Genomic DNA, 16,029 nt, shown 5'->3' on the forward strand with positions numbered 1-16,029 from the left:
GGAGGCAAAAAAGTCAGCAGTTTACACGCTGACGGGACCGCGGCGGTTGCCGCCCGCTCCGCGGGCCGCGCGCGAGAGGCGTTTCAATGTCGCGAATGCCCCGTCCGGCGGCCTTTCCAGCCCGCTGCTCCGACCGGTTGCGCAACAATTATTGAGGCGACACGCCTTCGCTCGTCAGAAGGTGCTCGCGCATCCATTGCTCCATGCTGCACACGGCCAGGCCGCGCCGCGCGTTGAACGTGCGATCCACGCTCCACGACACGCCCGCGCCCTCGGCGAACACCACGCGGTACTTTCTGAGCGAACTGTCGGGCTCATCGGCCAGTTCGGTTTTCAAATGCGGCACGCTCCATTCGACGCGGCGGGTCTTCCGCCCAAGCATTGCATCGACGCAATCGGCCACCTGGCGATAGCTCACCGTGTCGCCGGCGACGAACACCACCTCGTTGGCAATGCGTGGTTCTGCGAACACGATCTCCGCGGTCAGCATGCCGATGTCGTCGGCCGTGGTGACCGTCACCGCGTTGTCCCAACTGCCGAGCGCATGCACGGTGTTCCGTTCCAGGTCGACCACGCCGAAGGACGGCTCGAACAGAAAAGTCGTGAACATGCCGGTCGACACGATCACCCATTCGGTCCGGTCTTGCGCGCGCAGCAGGTCGCGGACGTCGAGCTGTTCGTCGAACAGATCCTGCGCGCTGCCCCGGCCGATGACGTCATAGTCCACGCCGAATTGCCACGGGAAATAACGCGCGACGCCAGCCTCGAGCGCAGCACGGGCGATCTTGAGCTGCACGCCCTTGCCGCCGACAAACCCGGTGCAGGAGATGACCGTGTCGAAGCGCCGGAACAGCGCGGCAAGCGAAGCCTCGGACTGCGCGGCCAGGTCGCCCGGCACGAGTTCGATGGCAAGCGCGCGCAGTTCGGCCAGCTCCTTTTGCCTGGCGGCATCGTGCGATTGCAGGGTCGAAGGGCGCAACAGAACCGCGACCGACACGCCAGGCGCCGATGCGGTCCGGCGCGCGAGACTGCGCAAGACGGCCATGCCGAGTTCACCGGCGCCGAGAACGAGAATGGATTGAGTGTGCGACATGGGCGGAGCCTTTTCGAAGTTCGGAACAGTGTGAGTGGCGTTCGCCCGCGCGATCCGCCGTCACCGGCAAGACGCTGCGCAGTGGCGTCACGCAGAACGCCGAACGCAGGAGTCAGCCGGACGTTCCGGAGTCTAGGCGCGCGAGTGGCCGGCATTGTTCGCCCGCACGGAATTGATAAAGCGTCCGCGTCGAACCAGCCGGCTTCGACCTGCCATGCGGACGACTCCATGTAAGATGAACGCCCACCTCGACGCGCCTGTGGATGGCGCTGCGCGAACCCGGACAGGTGCCCCGTTCATGGACAAACTTCAAGCAATGACGACCTTCGTACGCATCGTCGAGGCTCAGAGCTTCAGCAAGGCTGCGGAGACGCTTTCGCTGCCTCGTTCGTCGGTCACCACGACCATCAAAAGTCTCGAACGGGAGCTGGGTACGACACTGCTCCGGCGCAGTACCCGTACGCTGAGTCTGACCGATGCGGGCGAGCGGTACTACGCGTCCTGCCGTGCGATTCTCGCGGAGATTGCACGCGTGGAAGGCGAGTTGTCCGCCGACACCGCTTCCCCGCGTGGACGTGTGCGCGCCGACATGCCGGGAGTCATCGGCCGCGCAATGGTCCTGCCGAGGCTGCACGAATTCGCACAGCGCTTTCCCGGCATCGAGCTCGTGCTGGGTCTGAGCGACCGGCCCGCGGATCTGATCTACGACGGCATCGATTGCGTGATCCGCACCGGCGAACTGGCGGATTCGAGCCTGACCGCCCGGCGGCTGGGCGAGCTGAGCTGGATCACCTGCGCTTCGCCGCGTTATCTGACAGCGCATGGCGAGCCCGCAACCGTCGGCGCGCTCACCGATCACCATGCCGTCAACTACATCTCGAACGCGACCGGCCGTCCGCTCGACTGGCGCTTCCATGTGCAGGGCGAAGACCTCACGATCGCCATGCAAAGCCGCTTTGCGGTGAATGAAACAGAGGCCTATCTGCAGTGCGGACTGGAAGGACTCGGACTCATCCAGCTCTCGGAGTTCGTCGCGCTGCCCTATCTGAAATCAGGACGTCTGAAAGAAGTGCTGGCAACCGCGCGATCTTCGGCGGTGCCGGTCTCGATCGTGTATCCGCATGGTCGAAATGCAAGCGGCGCGACCCGAACGTTTGTCGATTGGATCGCGGAAATCTTCGAACAAAGTGACTTCAAGCGAGGCACGTAAATAGAATGAAATTCGATACCGTTGTGCTCGGGGCGGGCATTGTCGGCGTGTGCATTGCCGTGCATCTGCAGAAACGCGGCCGCCAGGTCGCGCTGGTCGATCGCAAGCTGCCCGGCAATGAGACGTCGTTCGGCAATGCCGGGCTGATCCAGCGCGAGGGCGTTTATCCGTACGCGTTTCCTCGCGGGTTCGGCACGTTGCTTCGCTACGCGCGCAACCAGTCGCCGGACGTTCGCTACCATGCCGACGCCATCTTCAGGACGGCGCCGTTCCTGTGGCAATACTGGCGCAACTCTCACCCGGCGAGACACGCCGCCATTGCGAAGTCGTACGCTACATTGATCGAGCATTGCGTGAGCGAGCACCGCGCGCTCGCCGCCGACGCCGGCGCGAGCGCGCTGCTGCGCCCGATCGGCTGGATGAAAGTGTTTCGCACGGAAGCGGTTCGGGATGACGAGACACGCGTTGCCGAACGGTGGCATCGGGAATACGACATCGAGTTCGAAACGCTCGACGCCGCGCGCCTGCAGCAGCTCGAACCCGATCTCGACAAAACGCTTCTCGGCGGCGTGCGCTATCCGGAATCCGATTCCGTGAGCGACCCGAACGCGCTCGTCACCGCTTACGCGAAGTACTTCGAAGCGCTGGGCGGACGGTTTTTCATCGGCGATGCGGACACCCTTCGCGATGGCTGGCAGGTCGATACGGAAGCGGGAACGATCTCGGCTTCATCCGCGGTCGTGGCGTTGGGGCCGTGGTCGGATCGCGCCACTGCGCGATTGGGCTACCACCTGCCGCTTGCGGTCAAGCGCGGATACCACATGCACTACGCGCCGCAGGGGGCGGCCTGTTTGCATCACCCGGTGCTCGACGCGGAGAACGGCTACGTGCTGGCTCCGATGGCGCGCGGCATCCGCCTGACGACGGGCGCCGAAATCGCCGATCGCGACGCGCCGAAAACGCCGACGCAACTCGCCGCCGTCGAGCCGATTGCCCGCACGCTGTTTCCGCTGGGCGAGCGTCTGGACGACGAACCCTGGATGGGCCGGCGCCCTTGCACGCCGGACATGATGCCGATCATCGGGCCCGCGAAAAAACATGACGGCTTGTGGTTCGCGTTCGGCCACGCCCATCATGGTCTGACGCTGGGTCCGATAACTGGCCGCCTGATCGCCGAAATGATGACCGGTGAAGCCACCGTGGTGGACCCGCGGCCGTTCAGCGTGGAACGGTTCTAATGGCGGGCTCGCCATTCGCCCACTCCCGCACTGCCTGCGCGAATAGCCTGAGCGCAGTCGGCGGATGGCGATTGGCGGGGTAATAGAGGCACAGTCCCGGAAACGAAGGACTCCATTCGGCAAGCAGCTGCACGAGCCGGCCCGAAGCCAGATATTCCGCGGCCAACTGGTCCGACACCCAGGCAATGCCGATGCCGGCCAGCGCCGCCTCGACCATCAGGTTCAGATTGCCCAGCGTCATGGGACCATCGACGTCGACACTGGCGCTTTTGCCGCGATATTCGAGGTCCCAACGGTAGAGCGCACCGCTTTCGAAGCGGAAGCGGATACAGCGGTGCTGCGCGAGATCGTGCGGCGCTTCCGGCTTTCCATGGCGCGCGACGTAATCCGGTGAAGCCACCGCGATGAACCGCATGTCCGGGCCGAAGCGCGTGGCGATCATGTCGCGCGGCACGTCCTGCAAGACACGAATGCCCGCGTCGAAACCCTCGGCCACGATATCCACGAGCCGCGTATCCACGACGAATTCCACGTGAATGTCCGGATACGTCGCGAGGAAACCGGGCAACACGTGCTGAACCAGGGGTCTCGCCGCGGATTCGGATGCGCTGACGCGGATCGAGCCCGACGGGCGATTGCGCGCGGAAGCCGCTTCGTTCACTGCGTCTTCGAGATCGGCGATCGCCGGCCCGACGCGCCGCAGGAGTTGCTCGCCCGCTTCGGTCAATGCCACCGAGCGGGTCGTGCGATTGAAGAGCCGCACGTCGAGACGCGCCTCTAGGCCACGCATGGCATGGCTGAGCGCCGATGGCGACACGCCCAGCGTGCGCGCGGCCGCGCTGAAGCTGCGCTGGTGGGCAATCGCGATGAAAGCAGTGAGTTCGGACAGACCGGCGCGCAGCATAGATGAATTTTCCTCATAACCCTTTGCGATTCTAGCCGTATTGTTGAGCGGAGCACATCACCCTAAGCTTGAGGCCGTGAACGTCGCGCGACGCGTCCGCCCCTCCCGACGGAGCGGCACGCGCGGCATCCGCCAAGGAGAAAGAACGTGCAAAAACGCAAACTGGGCAACGCTGGTCTCGAAGTGTCGGCAATTGGTCTCGGCTGCATGGGTTTGAGCTTCGGCTACGGTCCCGCCACGGAGAAAGCCGCCGGCATCAAACTGATTCAGGCCGCTTTCGAGCAGGGTGTGACCTTCTTCGACACCGCCGAGTGCTACGGGCCGTTCGTCAACGAGGAACTGGTCGGCGAAGCCGTGGCGCCGTTCCGTGACCACATCGTGATTGCCAGCAAGTTCGGCTTTCAGGACGGCGACACGAAGAAGCCGACCGACAGCCGGCCCGAGAATATTCGCGCCGTCGCCGAGGCCTCGTTGAAACGCCTCAAGACCGACCGCATCGACCTGTTCTACCAGCATCGAGTCGATCCGAACGTGCCGATCGAAGATGTCGCGGGCACTGTCAAGGATCTGATCCGGCAGGGCAAGGTGAAGCACTTCGGTTTGTCCGAAGCGGGCGAGCAATCGATCCGCCGGGCGCACGCGGTGCAACCGGTGGCCGCATTGCAAAGCGAATATTCGTTGTGGTGGCGCGAGCCTGAGCAAAAGGTGCTGCCCACCCTGGAAGAACTGAGTATCGGTTTCGTGCCGTTCAGTCCGCTCGGCAAGGGCTTTCTGACCGGCGCGATCGACGCGGGCACCACCTTCGACGCAACCGACTTCCGCAACCTCGTGCCGCGCTTTTCCGAGGAAAACCGCAAGGCCAACGCGGGCCTCGTCGAAGTGCTGGGCCGGCTCGCCGAATCGAAGGGCGCCACGCGTGCGCAGATCGCGCTCGCCTGGCTACTTGCCCAGAAGCCGTGGATCGTGCCGATTCCGGGGACGACCAAACTGCGTCGCTTGCAGGAAAACGTCGGCGCGGCTGCGCTTGACCTGTCGGCCGACGACCTGAGCGCGATCGAAGCCGCGCTGCGGCCTATCGAAGTGGTGGGCGATCGCTATCCGGCGCAATGGCAGCAGCGTGTGGATCGCTAAGGATTGCTTTGCGGCACGGCGCACCATTTATTGCCGAGGTCCGCGTCCGACAACGCGTCGGCAAAGTCAGCCGGACTGGCGGGATGGCTGAACAGGTGGCCCTGCAACATATCGCAACCCATCTCGAAGAGAACCGTTGCCTGCTCGCGCGTTTCCACGCCCTCGGCTGTCGCCGTCATACCGAGGGCGTGCGCCATTGTCACCACTGCATGCGTGATCGCGACCGACTCGCGATCGTGCGGCAGACCCTGAATGAAAGAGCGATCGATCTTCAGGTTGTGCAAGGCGAAGCGCTTCAGATACGACAGCGACGCATAGCCCGTACCGAAGTCGTCGATAGAAAGCTTGACGCCAAGCTCCGCAAGCGCCGTCACGGTTGCCGACACAGCCGGGTCGTCCGGCATCAACACACGCTCAGTGATTTCCAGTTGCAGCGCCGATGCATCGAGCCCGCTGCGTTCAAGGCACGCGGCAACGTGCCGCACGAGATGTTCGTTGAACTGCAGTGGCGAAATATTCACGGAGACAGCGACATGCGGCGCGAAGCTCCAACGCCATTGACCGGCCTGAGCGCAGGCCTGTTCCAGCACCCAGTCGCCAATGCTCTCCATCAGGCCGCCCTCTTCGGCAACCGGGATGAACTCGGCGGGTGCGACGTCGCCCAACTCGCTGTTGCTCCAGCGCAGCAGCGCTTCGGCGCCCACCGTCTCGCCCGAAGCACTGTCGACTATCGGTTGATAAACGAGCTTCAATTCACCGGCGGCGCGCGCGTGGCGCAATAACGCTTCGATCCTGAAGCGGCGTTGCAACTGGCATTGCATATCTTTCGTAAAAAATTGCGCGCGGCCGCGGCCGTACTGCTTTGCATGACGCATTGCCGAGCCGGCGTCGCGAATCAGTGCGGAAGCGTCGCGAGGTTCATGGACAGAGAGGGCAATGCCGATCGACACGCTCACGTAATACTCCGCGCCGGCGACCTCGAACGGCGCCGTGAACAGGTCGAAGATTCGCCGCGCGAATGCGCCAGGCGCAAGCGGGTTGCCGTGGTCATCGACGACGATAATAAAGCCCTCGCCACCAATCCGGCCCAGCAGACCGTGTTGACCGATCAATCCGGCGAGCCGGCTCGCGGCGTCGCGCAAGACGCTGTCGCCGAGATCATAGCCACCGATATCGTTGATCCTGCCGACGCCATCAAGATTGACTGACAGTACGGCAATGCGTGCGGCACGCGGCGATTTCAGCAACTGCTGAAGGCATTCGGCAATGTAGACGCGGTTGTGCAAACGGGTGAGCGAATCCAGTACCAGCGCGTAGCCCGAGTGGTGAATAGCGTTCGGCCGGACAGTATTCGAACTATAGCGCACAGGAAGTGCAGCCTCCTCGTGAGGCAAGCAGGAGACTGAATCCTGCGCACTCGCTTTCATACGCGCAACGGTCGCTGGGTCGATCATCTTGGCACTCCTGTGCTTAACCCTTCGTGCAGGGAGAATAGCCTGAAAGGCGTCGGTCAATTGCAACAGTGCCGACCGCCTCGGCCGCCGTACATGAGCGAAAAGCTCGAATACGCATAGCGGATTGACAGATGGAACAGGAGCATGGAGACTTCGGCGAACGGCATGATACAAACACCCCGGGGGCGGGAAGTCGTGATAGTGCTGTCACGATATCCCAGCGCCGTCTGTGCGCAAATGGCTTGCGTGAGTGAACGCGTAAAGCAAAGGTGAACACGTGGCCGTATGCCGCACGAACCACACAATCAAATGAAAATTCATCAGTTACGTGCGCTTGTCGCCATCGCCGACGCGGGCAGCGTCCGCGGGGCCGCGAAGCTGCTCAATTCCTCGCCCGCCGCCATCACTCAAAGTCTTCAATGTCTGGAGGAAGCCGTACGAATGCAACTCGTCGCACGCACTTCATCAGGCGTGACACTGACGGAATGCGGGCAGGCACTGCTGACACATGCGCGGCTTATCGTCGCGCAAATGACGCGTGCGCATCAAGCCGTCGACGCGATGCGAGGCGATCCGCACGGACGCCTCTCTATCGCCGTGACGGCATGGGTTGCGATGACGTTTCTCCCGGAGGCGGCTGCACGCTTTCGCGAAAGGATGCCGGACATCCAGTTGGAAGTATTCGAGGGCCTGCTCGCAATCGCCAACCCGCGTTTGCGCGACGGCAGCCTCGACATCTATGTCGGCAGGCAAACGCCGGGAACGGCTAACTACGAATTCAATTACCAGCCGCTGTTTTCTTCGAGCCTGGCGGTTGTCGCGCGGCAGGATCACCCGCGCGCGGACAGCCGGTCGCTGACCGATCTGCTCGATCTCGACTGGCTCGTCACACTGGACCCCGAAACAGAAGGACAGGCGCCATACAGGATGTTCGCCCGGCACGGCTTACCCGCTCCGCGCAGCATTCACTTTCTTCACTCGTTGACCGTCGCCGTGCCGTTGCTCAAGCGCATGGACATGGTCAGCATCTTTCCGTGGCCGCTCATCGAGCTATGCGCAGCCCGCGACGGCCTATGCGCGATCCCTGTGCGAGAGCAGCTCGACGAGTCGACGGTCGGGATCATCACGCGCGCGGGTCAGCCTTCGGACGCGGCAGCGAGTTGCTTTACCGACTGCCTGATCGAGACGATCCGCGACGAATCATGGGTCCGAACGCCGGACATTCTCCGCGCAGCGCATTCGGTGGAAATACTGGTTTAGCGGCCGACGCGCAACCCAGGTCCGGTGGGACCGGCGGAGTTGAGCGCTGGGCCTCGGAGAAAAGCGCCCACAATAAAAAACGCCGCGAACAACGAAGTTCGCGGCGTTCTTCCACCTGGCCGTCAATCCGTCAGGCAGCAGCCACCACCCTGCGCGGCGACAGAACCGACACGACAAAACTCACGACGATATTGGCCACCAGCGCGATCAGGCCGATATACACCGGATAGACCGCCTCGCCGAAATGCAGCGCGAACACCGGCTTGAGGCCTTGGGAAATCGCCAGCCCGGTGCCGATCACAATCCCGACCAGCCAGCCGAGGAACAGACCCGGCGTGTTCAAACGACGCGTGTACAACGAGAACACGATCGCCGGGAAGATCTGCAGAATCCACACGCCGCCCAGCAGTTGCAGGTCGATCGCGTACTGCGTCGGCAGGAACACGATGAACAGCAGCGCACCGAACTTCACGACGAGCGAAACGATCTTCGCCGTGGAAGCCTCGCCTTCAGGCGAGATATTCGGCGAAACGAGCGGACGCCACAAATTGCGCGTGAACAGATTGGCTGCGCCGATCGACATGATGGCTGCCGGCACCAGCGCGCTGATCGCAATCGCCGCCGCTGCAAAGCCGACGAACCACGACGGGAACAGCGTGTTGAACAGCGCCGGCACCATGTCCGAAGCCGACTTCACATGCACGCCGGCCGCGATCGCCATATAGCCGAGTAATGCGATCAGACCCAGCAGCAACGTATACGCCGGCAGGAAGATCGCATTCTTGCGCACGGTATTCGCCGACGAGGACGACAGCACCGCAGTCATCGTATGCGGATACATGAACGCCGCCAGCGCGGAGCCCAATGCCAGCGATGCATACGCGGTGAATTGCGTCGGCTTCAGTATGATGCCGGTCGCGCCGCCCTTGGCCTTGAAGTACGTATCGGCCGCGTCGAACACATGCGCGTAGCCGCCGAGCCTGGCCGGAATCAGCCACACCGCCGCGATCACGACGATGTAGATCATGATGTCCTTCACGAACGCGATCATTGCCGGCGCGCGCAGGCCGCTCGCATAGGTGTAGAGCGCGAGAATCACGAAGGCGACGATCAGCGGCATTTCGCCGGTCACGCCGAGCCCCTTGATCACCACCTGCATGCCCACCAGTTGCAGCGCGATATACGGCATTGTCGCGATAATGCCGGTCAACGCGACCGCTGCCGGGAACCACTTGCCGCCATATTCGCCCTGCACGTAGTCCGCTGCCGTGATGTGGTTTTTCGCGTGAGCGATCTTCCACAGTTTCGGCATCACCGCGAACACGAACGGATAGACGATGATCGTGTACGGCAGCGCAAAGAAGCCATACGCGCCCACCGAATAGACCAGCGCGGGCACCGCAATCACCGTATAAGCGGTATAGAAGTCTCCGCCCACGAGGAACCACGAAATGACCGTGCCGAACTGGCGGCCGCCGAGACCCCACTCGTGCAACTGCGTGAGATCGCCCCGTTTCCAGCGCGCGGCAAAGAAGCCGATCACCGTGACGAGAACGAAGAACGCGATAAAGACGGTCATCGCAACCGGATTAACAGGATTCAGATCGTTCATTTGACACCTCGGTACACGACGTAAATCAGTAGCGAGGTCAACGGCACCCACAAGAACTGATACCAGTAAAAGAACGGAAAGCCGGCGAACGAAGGACGCGTGTCGTTATAAAACGGCAGCCACAACAACGCGATGTACGGGATCAGCAGGATCAGCCATAGCCATGAACGGCCGGCAGGTTGGGAGGTCTCCACAAACTTCTCCTAAGTCTATTATTGAAGCCGCGCGCCGCGACTCGTGGTCCGGCACGCGGAAACCGGTTACCTGATATTAGCCGGCAAAACCGGAATGTGCTCTTTGCGCCGCGCAAGCGCGCGACGACAGGCGCAACCGCCCGCAAGGCGCACTACGCCGCGGGGATGTAGTATTCGCCTTCGTAAGCGTCCTTACAAGCGCGCAACTACGTAAGTCGGATACGTAATACTACGTAGCCCGTCGGCCGTTTTTTCAACGATGAAACTCAAAGCAAAGATTGTCCTGCTGGCCATCGTGCCCTTTCTGGCCGCCATCGCCAGCATTGAAACCGGTGTGCGCCAGGAAGCCACGGCGCTCGCCGAGACGCAACACACGACCACCCAGGCCGCGTACATGGCCAGCAAGGAAATCGAGCTCAAGCATTACGTCGAGCTTGCCACCACCGCGATCGCGCCGCTCTACAACGCCGGCCAGGACAATGCGCGCGACGACGCGATGCTGCGCACACGCGCGCTTGAGGTTCTGGAGAAAATGGACTTCGGCAAGGACGGCTACTTCTTCGTGTATGACATGCATGGCCGTTCGCTGATGCATCCGCGCGAGCCCGACCTCGTGGGGCGCGACCTTTGGGCGCTGCGCGATGCGCAAGGCGCGCTGACGATCCAGCAACTGCTCGCCGCCGCCTCGCATGGCGGCGGCTATGTGCGCTACCTGTGGCATCGTCCGTCCACGGGCAAGGTGGCGTCGAAACTCGGCTACGTGGTGCCGCTGGAACGCTGGGGCTGGATGATCGGCACCGGCATCTATCTCGACGACGTGGACAGCACGCTCGCGCATATCGACGAACGCGCGGCGGCCAACATCGATCGTACGATGAAATGGATCGACGCGATCGCCGTGGCCGGACTCGCCGTGATCGCGCTGTGCGCGCTCGTGCTCAACGTGACCGAATATCGCAGCGCGGACGCCAAACTGAAACGGCTTGCGCAGCAGGTGGTGGAGTCGCAGGAAAACGAACGGGCGCGCCTGTCGCGTGAACTGCACGACGGCATCAGCCAGATGATGGTGTCCGTCAAGCTGCTGCTCGAATCCGCGCTGGCGCGCTTCGAGCGCAGCGAAGTGCGCGTGCCCGCGGCCGAAGCCGCGCTCACCACCAGCCTCACGCGGCTCGGGGACACCTTGCGCGAAGTGCGGCGCATTTCTCACGCGCTGCGTCCGTCGATGCTGGACGACCTCGGTGCGGCGGCCGCGCTGGAACAACTCACGCGCGAACTCAGCGAGCAGTCCGGCATCGCGATCGGCTTTACACAGATCGCCCACACCCATGCGGCGGTGTTGCCGGACACGGTCAATACCGTGCTGTTCCGGATCGCCCAGGAGGCGCTGACGAATATCGTACGTCACGCGCAGGCGTCGAACGCGGCACTCACACTGGAAGTGTCGAGCGACGCCGTCACGCTGACCATCGCGGACAACGGGCGCGGCTTCGACGTGGCGCATGCCTTCGTTGGCCGGCGCTCGGGCGTGGGACTACGCAATATGCGCGAACGGCTCGAAGCGCTGGGCGGCACACTGTCGCTCAGTTCCCAAGCCGGCCACACCCTCGTCACCGCGCGCGTCCCGCTCGGATCGACCGAGCCGACATTGCCGGCCTTGCAGGAAACCTGATAATGAACGACACCTCACCCGCTATTGCCCGCCTGATTCTCGTCGACGATCATCCGCTCGTACGCGACGGCCTGCGCGCGCGGCTCGAAGCAGTGCGCAACCTCGAAGTCGTCGGCGAAGCCGGCAATGGGCAGGAAGCGCTCGCCCTCGCCGCCAGCGCGGAGCCCCATCTCGTGCTGATGGACGTCGGCATGAACGGAATGAACGGCATCGCGCTGGCCGGCATGTTTCACGAACGCTTTCCGGCGATTCGCGTTCTCATGCTGTCCATGCACGACAATCTCGAGTACGTGACCCAGGCGGTCCGCGCGGGCGCCAGCGGCTACGTGCTCAAGGACTCGCCTGCTACCGAAATCATTCAGGCAATCGGCGCGGTGCTGGAAGGCAAATCGTTTTTCAGCGCGGGACTGGGGGCACGTCTGATTCAGGCCTCCGCGACGCAATCGCCGGTCGAACGGCTCACACCACGCGAGCGCGACATTCTCGACGCGCTCGCCGAAGGCCTGTCGAGCAAACAGATCGCTCAACGCAATGAACTCTCCGTGCGGACAGTGGAAACGCATCGATTGAATCTGAAACGCAAGCTCGATATTGAAGGTCAGGCCGAATTGATCAAGTTCGCGGTCGAGAACCGGCGCACACCCAACACCCGGAGTTGATCAGGATGAAACACACGATCCGTTCTTTCAGATTTCCAAAGCGGTTAGCGACTGTCCTGTGCCTTTGGGCCCGCTCGAAACGGAGCAGGAATGGCTCGACGACAGCCATTACCGGATCGAGCGCGGCAATAGCTGTTGGGTGGAAGGCCGCTGCCGTTTGTCGAACGCGTACCTGTACGACGTGGAGATCGCCGACGCCGTGCAGCGGCGCCTGACCAACATTAACTTCGCTACGCACTGGCGCGAACAGTCGACGCTGTGGCTGACGCTGCAACGCCGTTTCATCTATGTACAAGGCTGCGTCGCACCGGGTTTCGACAAGCGGAGCTTTTTCACCGAACTCGCGAAAACCGCGGACGTCGAGCGCGTGATCGACGACACGACGAACGATCCGCATGCGGCACAACTCCCGTACAGGACGCTTGCGGACCCGGATAAACCTGTGCTCAATCCGGGCAATTAGCGCTTGTATTGCTTCGTTATAACTGCGTATCCAGCAGCGGCACGAACTTTTCGATCAGCTTTTCAGTGAACGGGCGATGCATCCATGCTTCGAGCGTGACCTGCTGCGACTTCGTTAAATCGTCGGCGAAAATGCTGGTTTGCTGCTTCGCGAAGTCGCGGTCGTAAATGTTCAGATTCGCTTCGTCGTTGAGCTTGAACGAACGGCTGTCGAAATTGGTGGAGCCGACCGACACCAGATATTCGTCCACCACCAGCAATTTGCAGTGAAACATGGTCGGTTGATATTCGAACATTTCCACGCCCGCTTTGAGCAGATCGCCCCAGCACGCGCGCGATGCTTCGCGCACGGTGTGTGTGTCGATGCGTTTTCCGGGCGTGATGATCCGCACTTTCACGCCGCGCTTCGCCGCCTCGACAATGGCATTGATAGTGAGCTTATCGGGGACGAAATAGGCACTCGCCAGATGAATGGAATGCGTAGCCGCCGTGATCGCCATCAGATACATCAATTGCATATCGTCGCTGCCGCCCGAGGGCGAACTGCTGAACATATGCGCGAGCCCGTCGCCCATTGGCTCGATATCGGGGAAATAGGCGGGACCGTGCAGCACATTGCCGGTTGCCTTGACCCAGTTGTCCATGAACACGGCCTGCATATGGCCGACCACCGAACCCGCTACGCGGAAATGCGTATCGCGCCAATGCTTTTCGTTTTCCGCGTGACCGGTCCACTCCGGCGCAATACCCACACCACCCGTAAAACCGATACACCCGTCTATCACCAGCAATTTGCGGTGCGTGCGGTCGTTCATGCGGCCAAGGCCGGTCCAATGAGGCTTGTGATACTGAATCACCTCCGCGCCCGCATCGCGAAGCAGACTCAGATAGCGCTTGTCCATTTTCGACGAACCGACCCAGTCGAGCAGTACATGCACCGCGACACCTTCGCGCGCTTTATCCGCGAGTGCCTGCGCAATCTGCTCGCCGATTTCGCCGGACCAATAAATGAAGGTTTCAAACGTAATGGTTCGACGTGCGCCACGAATGCCCTCCAGCATCGAAGGAAAAATGCGATCGCCGTTGAGCAGCATCTCGAAGCGATTGCCCGAGATGACCGGCGGCCCGAGCAACAAACCCATTGAACGAAGGAATTGCGGATCGTCGCTTGCATAGAGGCGTTCGATCTTATGCTCGATCTTCTTCTCACCGCTCGATAAATTGGCAATCACCAATATGATGACGAGCGTGACGAACGCGGTAATGGGAATTGCCAGCATGCGCGGCCTCGACGCTATTCGGCGGGACGCGTCGCATGCGCGCCCTGCGGTTTGACGGAAACCGGACATCGCCCGGCCTCTACGACGAACGCAGGACGCATTGCGCGTGCCCGTTGCAGGCCCGCGCCTTGCTACTCGGCGTCATTACCTGACCAGCGCGAATGCTTCCCGGCTGGCAATTTCACCCGCGCCGTAGACACCGACCACGGTATAGTCCGACGCCACGCACTCGAACGTGGATACCTGAAATGTAATGACGAAATGGCGCTTTGCAGGTCCCACCGATGCAACCTCGGCAAGCTCGCCAGCAAGTGACGAATGGATGACTTCGTGAACCGAGTAACCCACCAGTCCTTGCGAAGCGAGCGGATGAATGTCGAGATCGCCGTCGCCGGGCGGACCCAGGCGATGAAACACCGCGTCCGCAAATAGCACCGTGCAGAAAGGATCATCCTCGGCATCGAATGGTCCGAACCGTTCAAAGTCGGATTCCGCAATCGGATAAGCGACAATAACCCGGCGGTCACTGGCGACAATGAACGGTTCAGCGGCATCTTCTGCCGGACGAGGAACGCCGTCCAGCAGGACGACCTGGTCTTCCTGCTGGGGTGATTCGAGCGTACTGGTCATCTACTTCACGACTCCGTTACGCTCATGCGCTGGCTGGCGCGGCCGAGGCTTGCGGCGCCGCGGCGGCACCTGTCGCGACGGCTTTGCTTGTGGCTGCGCTCTTGCGGACCGGCGCTTTCCTTGCCGCTTTGGTCGCGGCAGTCTTCTTCGCGGCCGGCTTTGCCGCGCTTTTCTTTGCCGCTACTTTCACGCCTGCCGCGGTGGCTTTCTTTGTAGCCGTCTTTTTGGCCGTCACCGCTTTCTTTGCGACGACCTTTCGGGCTGCGGCTTTCCTGCCTGCTACGCCGCTAGCCGCCGACTTCACTTTGCCGGCCTTCTTTGCGGCGTGCTGACCGGCATCGGCCACCGTTGCCGAGGCGCCGTCGATCAGGAACCTGGTGCGGTCCTTGACCGTGGCGAGCCATGCCGGCGCCGGACCACGGCCACTCCAGGTAGCACCCGTTTTCGGATTGATGTACTTGGGCGGTTGTGCGCCTTTCGGCTGACCTTTACTCGCTTTCGCATGAGTAACGACAGCCTTTGCCGCCGACTTCAGTTCGCTCGCGCCTTCGATCAGGAATTGAGTGCGGTCCTTCACGCCGGCAATCCAACCCGGCGCCCGGCCATGACCCGTCCAGGTCGCACCGGTTTTATGGTCGCGGTACTTTGCAATTGCCTTGCCGGTGCCGGCGGCTTTCGCCTTGCCATTACCAGCGTGGCCGTTCAAACCTCCGGCGGCACGTCTTGCCTTTGCGCGCGCTTCGATATCCGCGGTAGTGAGGCCATGTTTAAGCATCAGGTCGCGAATCTGGTCGACAGCCGCTTGTGCTTTCCTGGCAATAAGAACGTCAGCTTGCGCCTGAAGCTTTCGAAGCTTTGCCTGAATTTGCTCTAAAGTGGGCATTTGATTGCTCCTTATGTGGTAATCGATCGAACTATGCCACGAATGACGCGAGAAAGGCAGTTCGGCGTGGCTATAAATACACGAGTCCGAGTCGATCATGCATCCGGTGGAGTACGAACTTTTCAGGTTCTTTACTCTGTTGCCACACTTTTCCTGTCTTTTCCTATGCCATTCCCCCCTTCTCTTCTAATGCGCCCGAAGGCCACACGGGTCGGCGACAGCGCCCCGCCGGGTTGATTGGCCGCAGTGCATCGCGGCATTAGCCGCTTCTACTATAGGTAAGCATTTGAAGATTCAAAGAGCAGCAGTACATTTTTTACTGTTCAGATGTGTTGCCTCACCCTTCCCGC

Annotated in this window: 14 protein-coding genes and 1 pseudogene; 7 read left to right on the forward strand and 8 right to left on the reverse strand. The window is 61.8% G+C overall.

What is annotated here, in order from left to right; all coding sequences use genetic code 11:
* Positions 1-148 precede the first annotated feature (148 nt).
* A complete protein-coding gene (locus PDMSB3_RS32175; protein WP_007177936.1) occupies positions 149-1,093 on the reverse strand; it encodes an aromatic alcohol reductase in 945 nt (314 codons plus the stop codon).
* 298 nt (positions 1,094-1,391) lie between these two features.
* Here PDMSB3_RS32175 and PDMSB3_RS32180 point away from each other — a divergent pair, with 298 nt between their 5' ends.
* Both PDMSB3_RS32180 and PDMSB3_RS32185 read left to right on the forward strand, forming a co-directional pair.
* Positions 1,392-2,303, forward strand: a complete 912-nt coding sequence (locus tag PDMSB3_RS32180; protein WP_007177937.1) for a LysR family transcriptional regulator — start codon at positions 1,392-1,394, stop codon at positions 2,301-2,303.
* 5 nt (positions 2,304-2,308) lie between these two features.
* Complete coding sequence (locus PDMSB3_RS32185) at positions 2,309-3,541, forward strand: NAD(P)/FAD-dependent oxidoreductase (protein WP_007177938.1); 1,233 nt, start codon at positions 2,309-2,311, stop codon at positions 3,539-3,541.
* On the opposite strand, the gene PDMSB3_RS32190 is transcribed toward PDMSB3_RS32185, so the two are convergent.
* Positions 3,522-4,445, reverse strand: coding sequence for a LysR family transcriptional regulator (locus PDMSB3_RS32190; protein ID WP_007177939.1), 924 nt, complete (start codon positions 4,443-4,445; stop codon positions 3,522-3,524). The two genes, PDMSB3_RS32185 and PDMSB3_RS32190, sit on opposite strands and share 20 nt — an antisense overlap.
* Before the next feature lie 147 nt (positions 4,446-4,592).
* Between PDMSB3_RS32190 and PDMSB3_RS32195 the strand changes: the two genes are divergently transcribed.
* Positions 4,593-5,576, forward strand: coding sequence for an aldo/keto reductase (locus PDMSB3_RS32195; protein WP_165189057.1), 984 nt, complete (start codon positions 4,593-4,595; stop codon positions 5,574-5,576).
* Here the strand turns inward: PDMSB3_RS32195 and PDMSB3_RS32200 are convergent.
* Entirely contained in the window at positions 5,573-7,030 is a 1,458-nt protein-coding gene (locus PDMSB3_RS32200) for a putative bifunctional diguanylate cyclase/phosphodiesterase (protein ID WP_007177941.1), read from the reverse strand. The two genes, PDMSB3_RS32195 and PDMSB3_RS32200, sit on opposite strands and share 4 nt — an antisense overlap.
* Before the next feature lie 309 nt (positions 7,031-7,339).
* Here PDMSB3_RS32200 and PDMSB3_RS32205 point away from each other — a divergent pair, with 309 nt between their 5' ends.
* Positions 7,340-8,290, forward strand: a complete 951-nt coding sequence (locus PDMSB3_RS32205; protein ID WP_007177942.1) for a LysR family transcriptional regulator — start codon at positions 7,340-7,342, stop codon at positions 8,288-8,290.
* A 130-nt stretch (positions 8,291-8,420) separates the two neighbouring features.
* Here the strand turns inward: PDMSB3_RS32205 and mctP are convergent, their stop codons facing one another.
* Positions 8,421-9,902, reverse strand: a complete 1,482-nt coding sequence (mctP, locus tag PDMSB3_RS32210) for a monocarboxylate uptake permease MctP (RefSeq protein WP_007177943.1) — start codon at positions 9,900-9,902, stop codon at positions 8,421-8,423.
* The gene (locus PDMSB3_RS32215; protein ID WP_007177944.1) at positions 9,899-10,096 is read right to left on the reverse strand and encodes a DUF3311 domain-containing protein; all 198 of its coding nucleotides are present in this window, start codon (positions 10,094-10,096) and stop codon (positions 9,899-9,901) included. Before PDMSB3_RS32215 ends, mctP begins: the two co-directional genes overlap by 4 nt.
* 259 nt (positions 10,097-10,355) lie before the next feature.
* Here PDMSB3_RS32215 and PDMSB3_RS32220 point away from each other — a divergent pair, with 259 nt between their 5' ends.
* The 3 genes and pseudogenes from PDMSB3_RS32220 to PDMSB3_RS32230 all read left to right on the forward strand — a co-directional run.
* Complete coding sequence (locus PDMSB3_RS32220; protein ID WP_007177945.1) at positions 10,356-11,765, forward strand: cache domain-containing protein; 1,410 nt, start codon at positions 10,356-10,358, stop codon at positions 11,763-11,765.
* Between the two features lie 2 nt (positions 11,766-11,767).
* The gene (locus PDMSB3_RS32225) at positions 11,768-12,424 is read left to right on the forward strand and encodes a response regulator (RefSeq protein WP_007177946.1); all 657 of its coding nucleotides are present in this window, start codon (positions 11,768-11,770) and stop codon (positions 12,422-12,424) included.
* Positions 12,425-12,437: 13 nt separating this feature from the next.
* Positions 12,438-12,887: pseudogene (locus tag PDMSB3_RS32230) on the forward strand (hypothetical protein); the annotation flags it as partial.
* 16 nt (positions 12,888-12,903) lie between these two features.
* Here the strand turns inward: PDMSB3_RS32230 and cls are convergent.
* The 3 genes from cls to PDMSB3_RS32245 form a co-directional block, all read right to left on the reverse strand.
* Positions 12,904-14,166 (reverse strand): cardiolipin synthase, encoded by a 1,263-nt coding sequence (gene cls, locus PDMSB3_RS32235; RefSeq protein WP_007177948.1) that lies wholly within the window; start codon positions 14,164-14,166, stop codon positions 12,904-12,906.
* Between the two features lie 144 nt (positions 14,167-14,310).
* Positions 14,311-14,796, reverse strand: coding sequence for a hypothetical protein (locus PDMSB3_RS32240; RefSeq protein ID WP_165189061.1), 486 nt, complete (start codon positions 14,794-14,796; stop codon positions 14,311-14,313).
* Between the two features lie 22 nt (positions 14,797-14,818).
* Positions 14,819-15,679, reverse strand: a complete 861-nt coding sequence (locus tag PDMSB3_RS32245) for an H-NS family nucleoid-associated regulatory protein (RefSeq protein ID WP_165189063.1) — start codon at positions 15,677-15,679, stop codon at positions 14,819-14,821.
* Positions 15,680-16,029 lie beyond the last annotated feature (350 nt).

Origin of the sequence: Paraburkholderia dioscoreae (assembly GCF_902459535.1) — a bacterium.
Lineage (GTDB): Bacteria > Pseudomonadota > Gammaproteobacteria > Burkholderiales > Burkholderiaceae > Paraburkholderia > Paraburkholderia dioscoreae.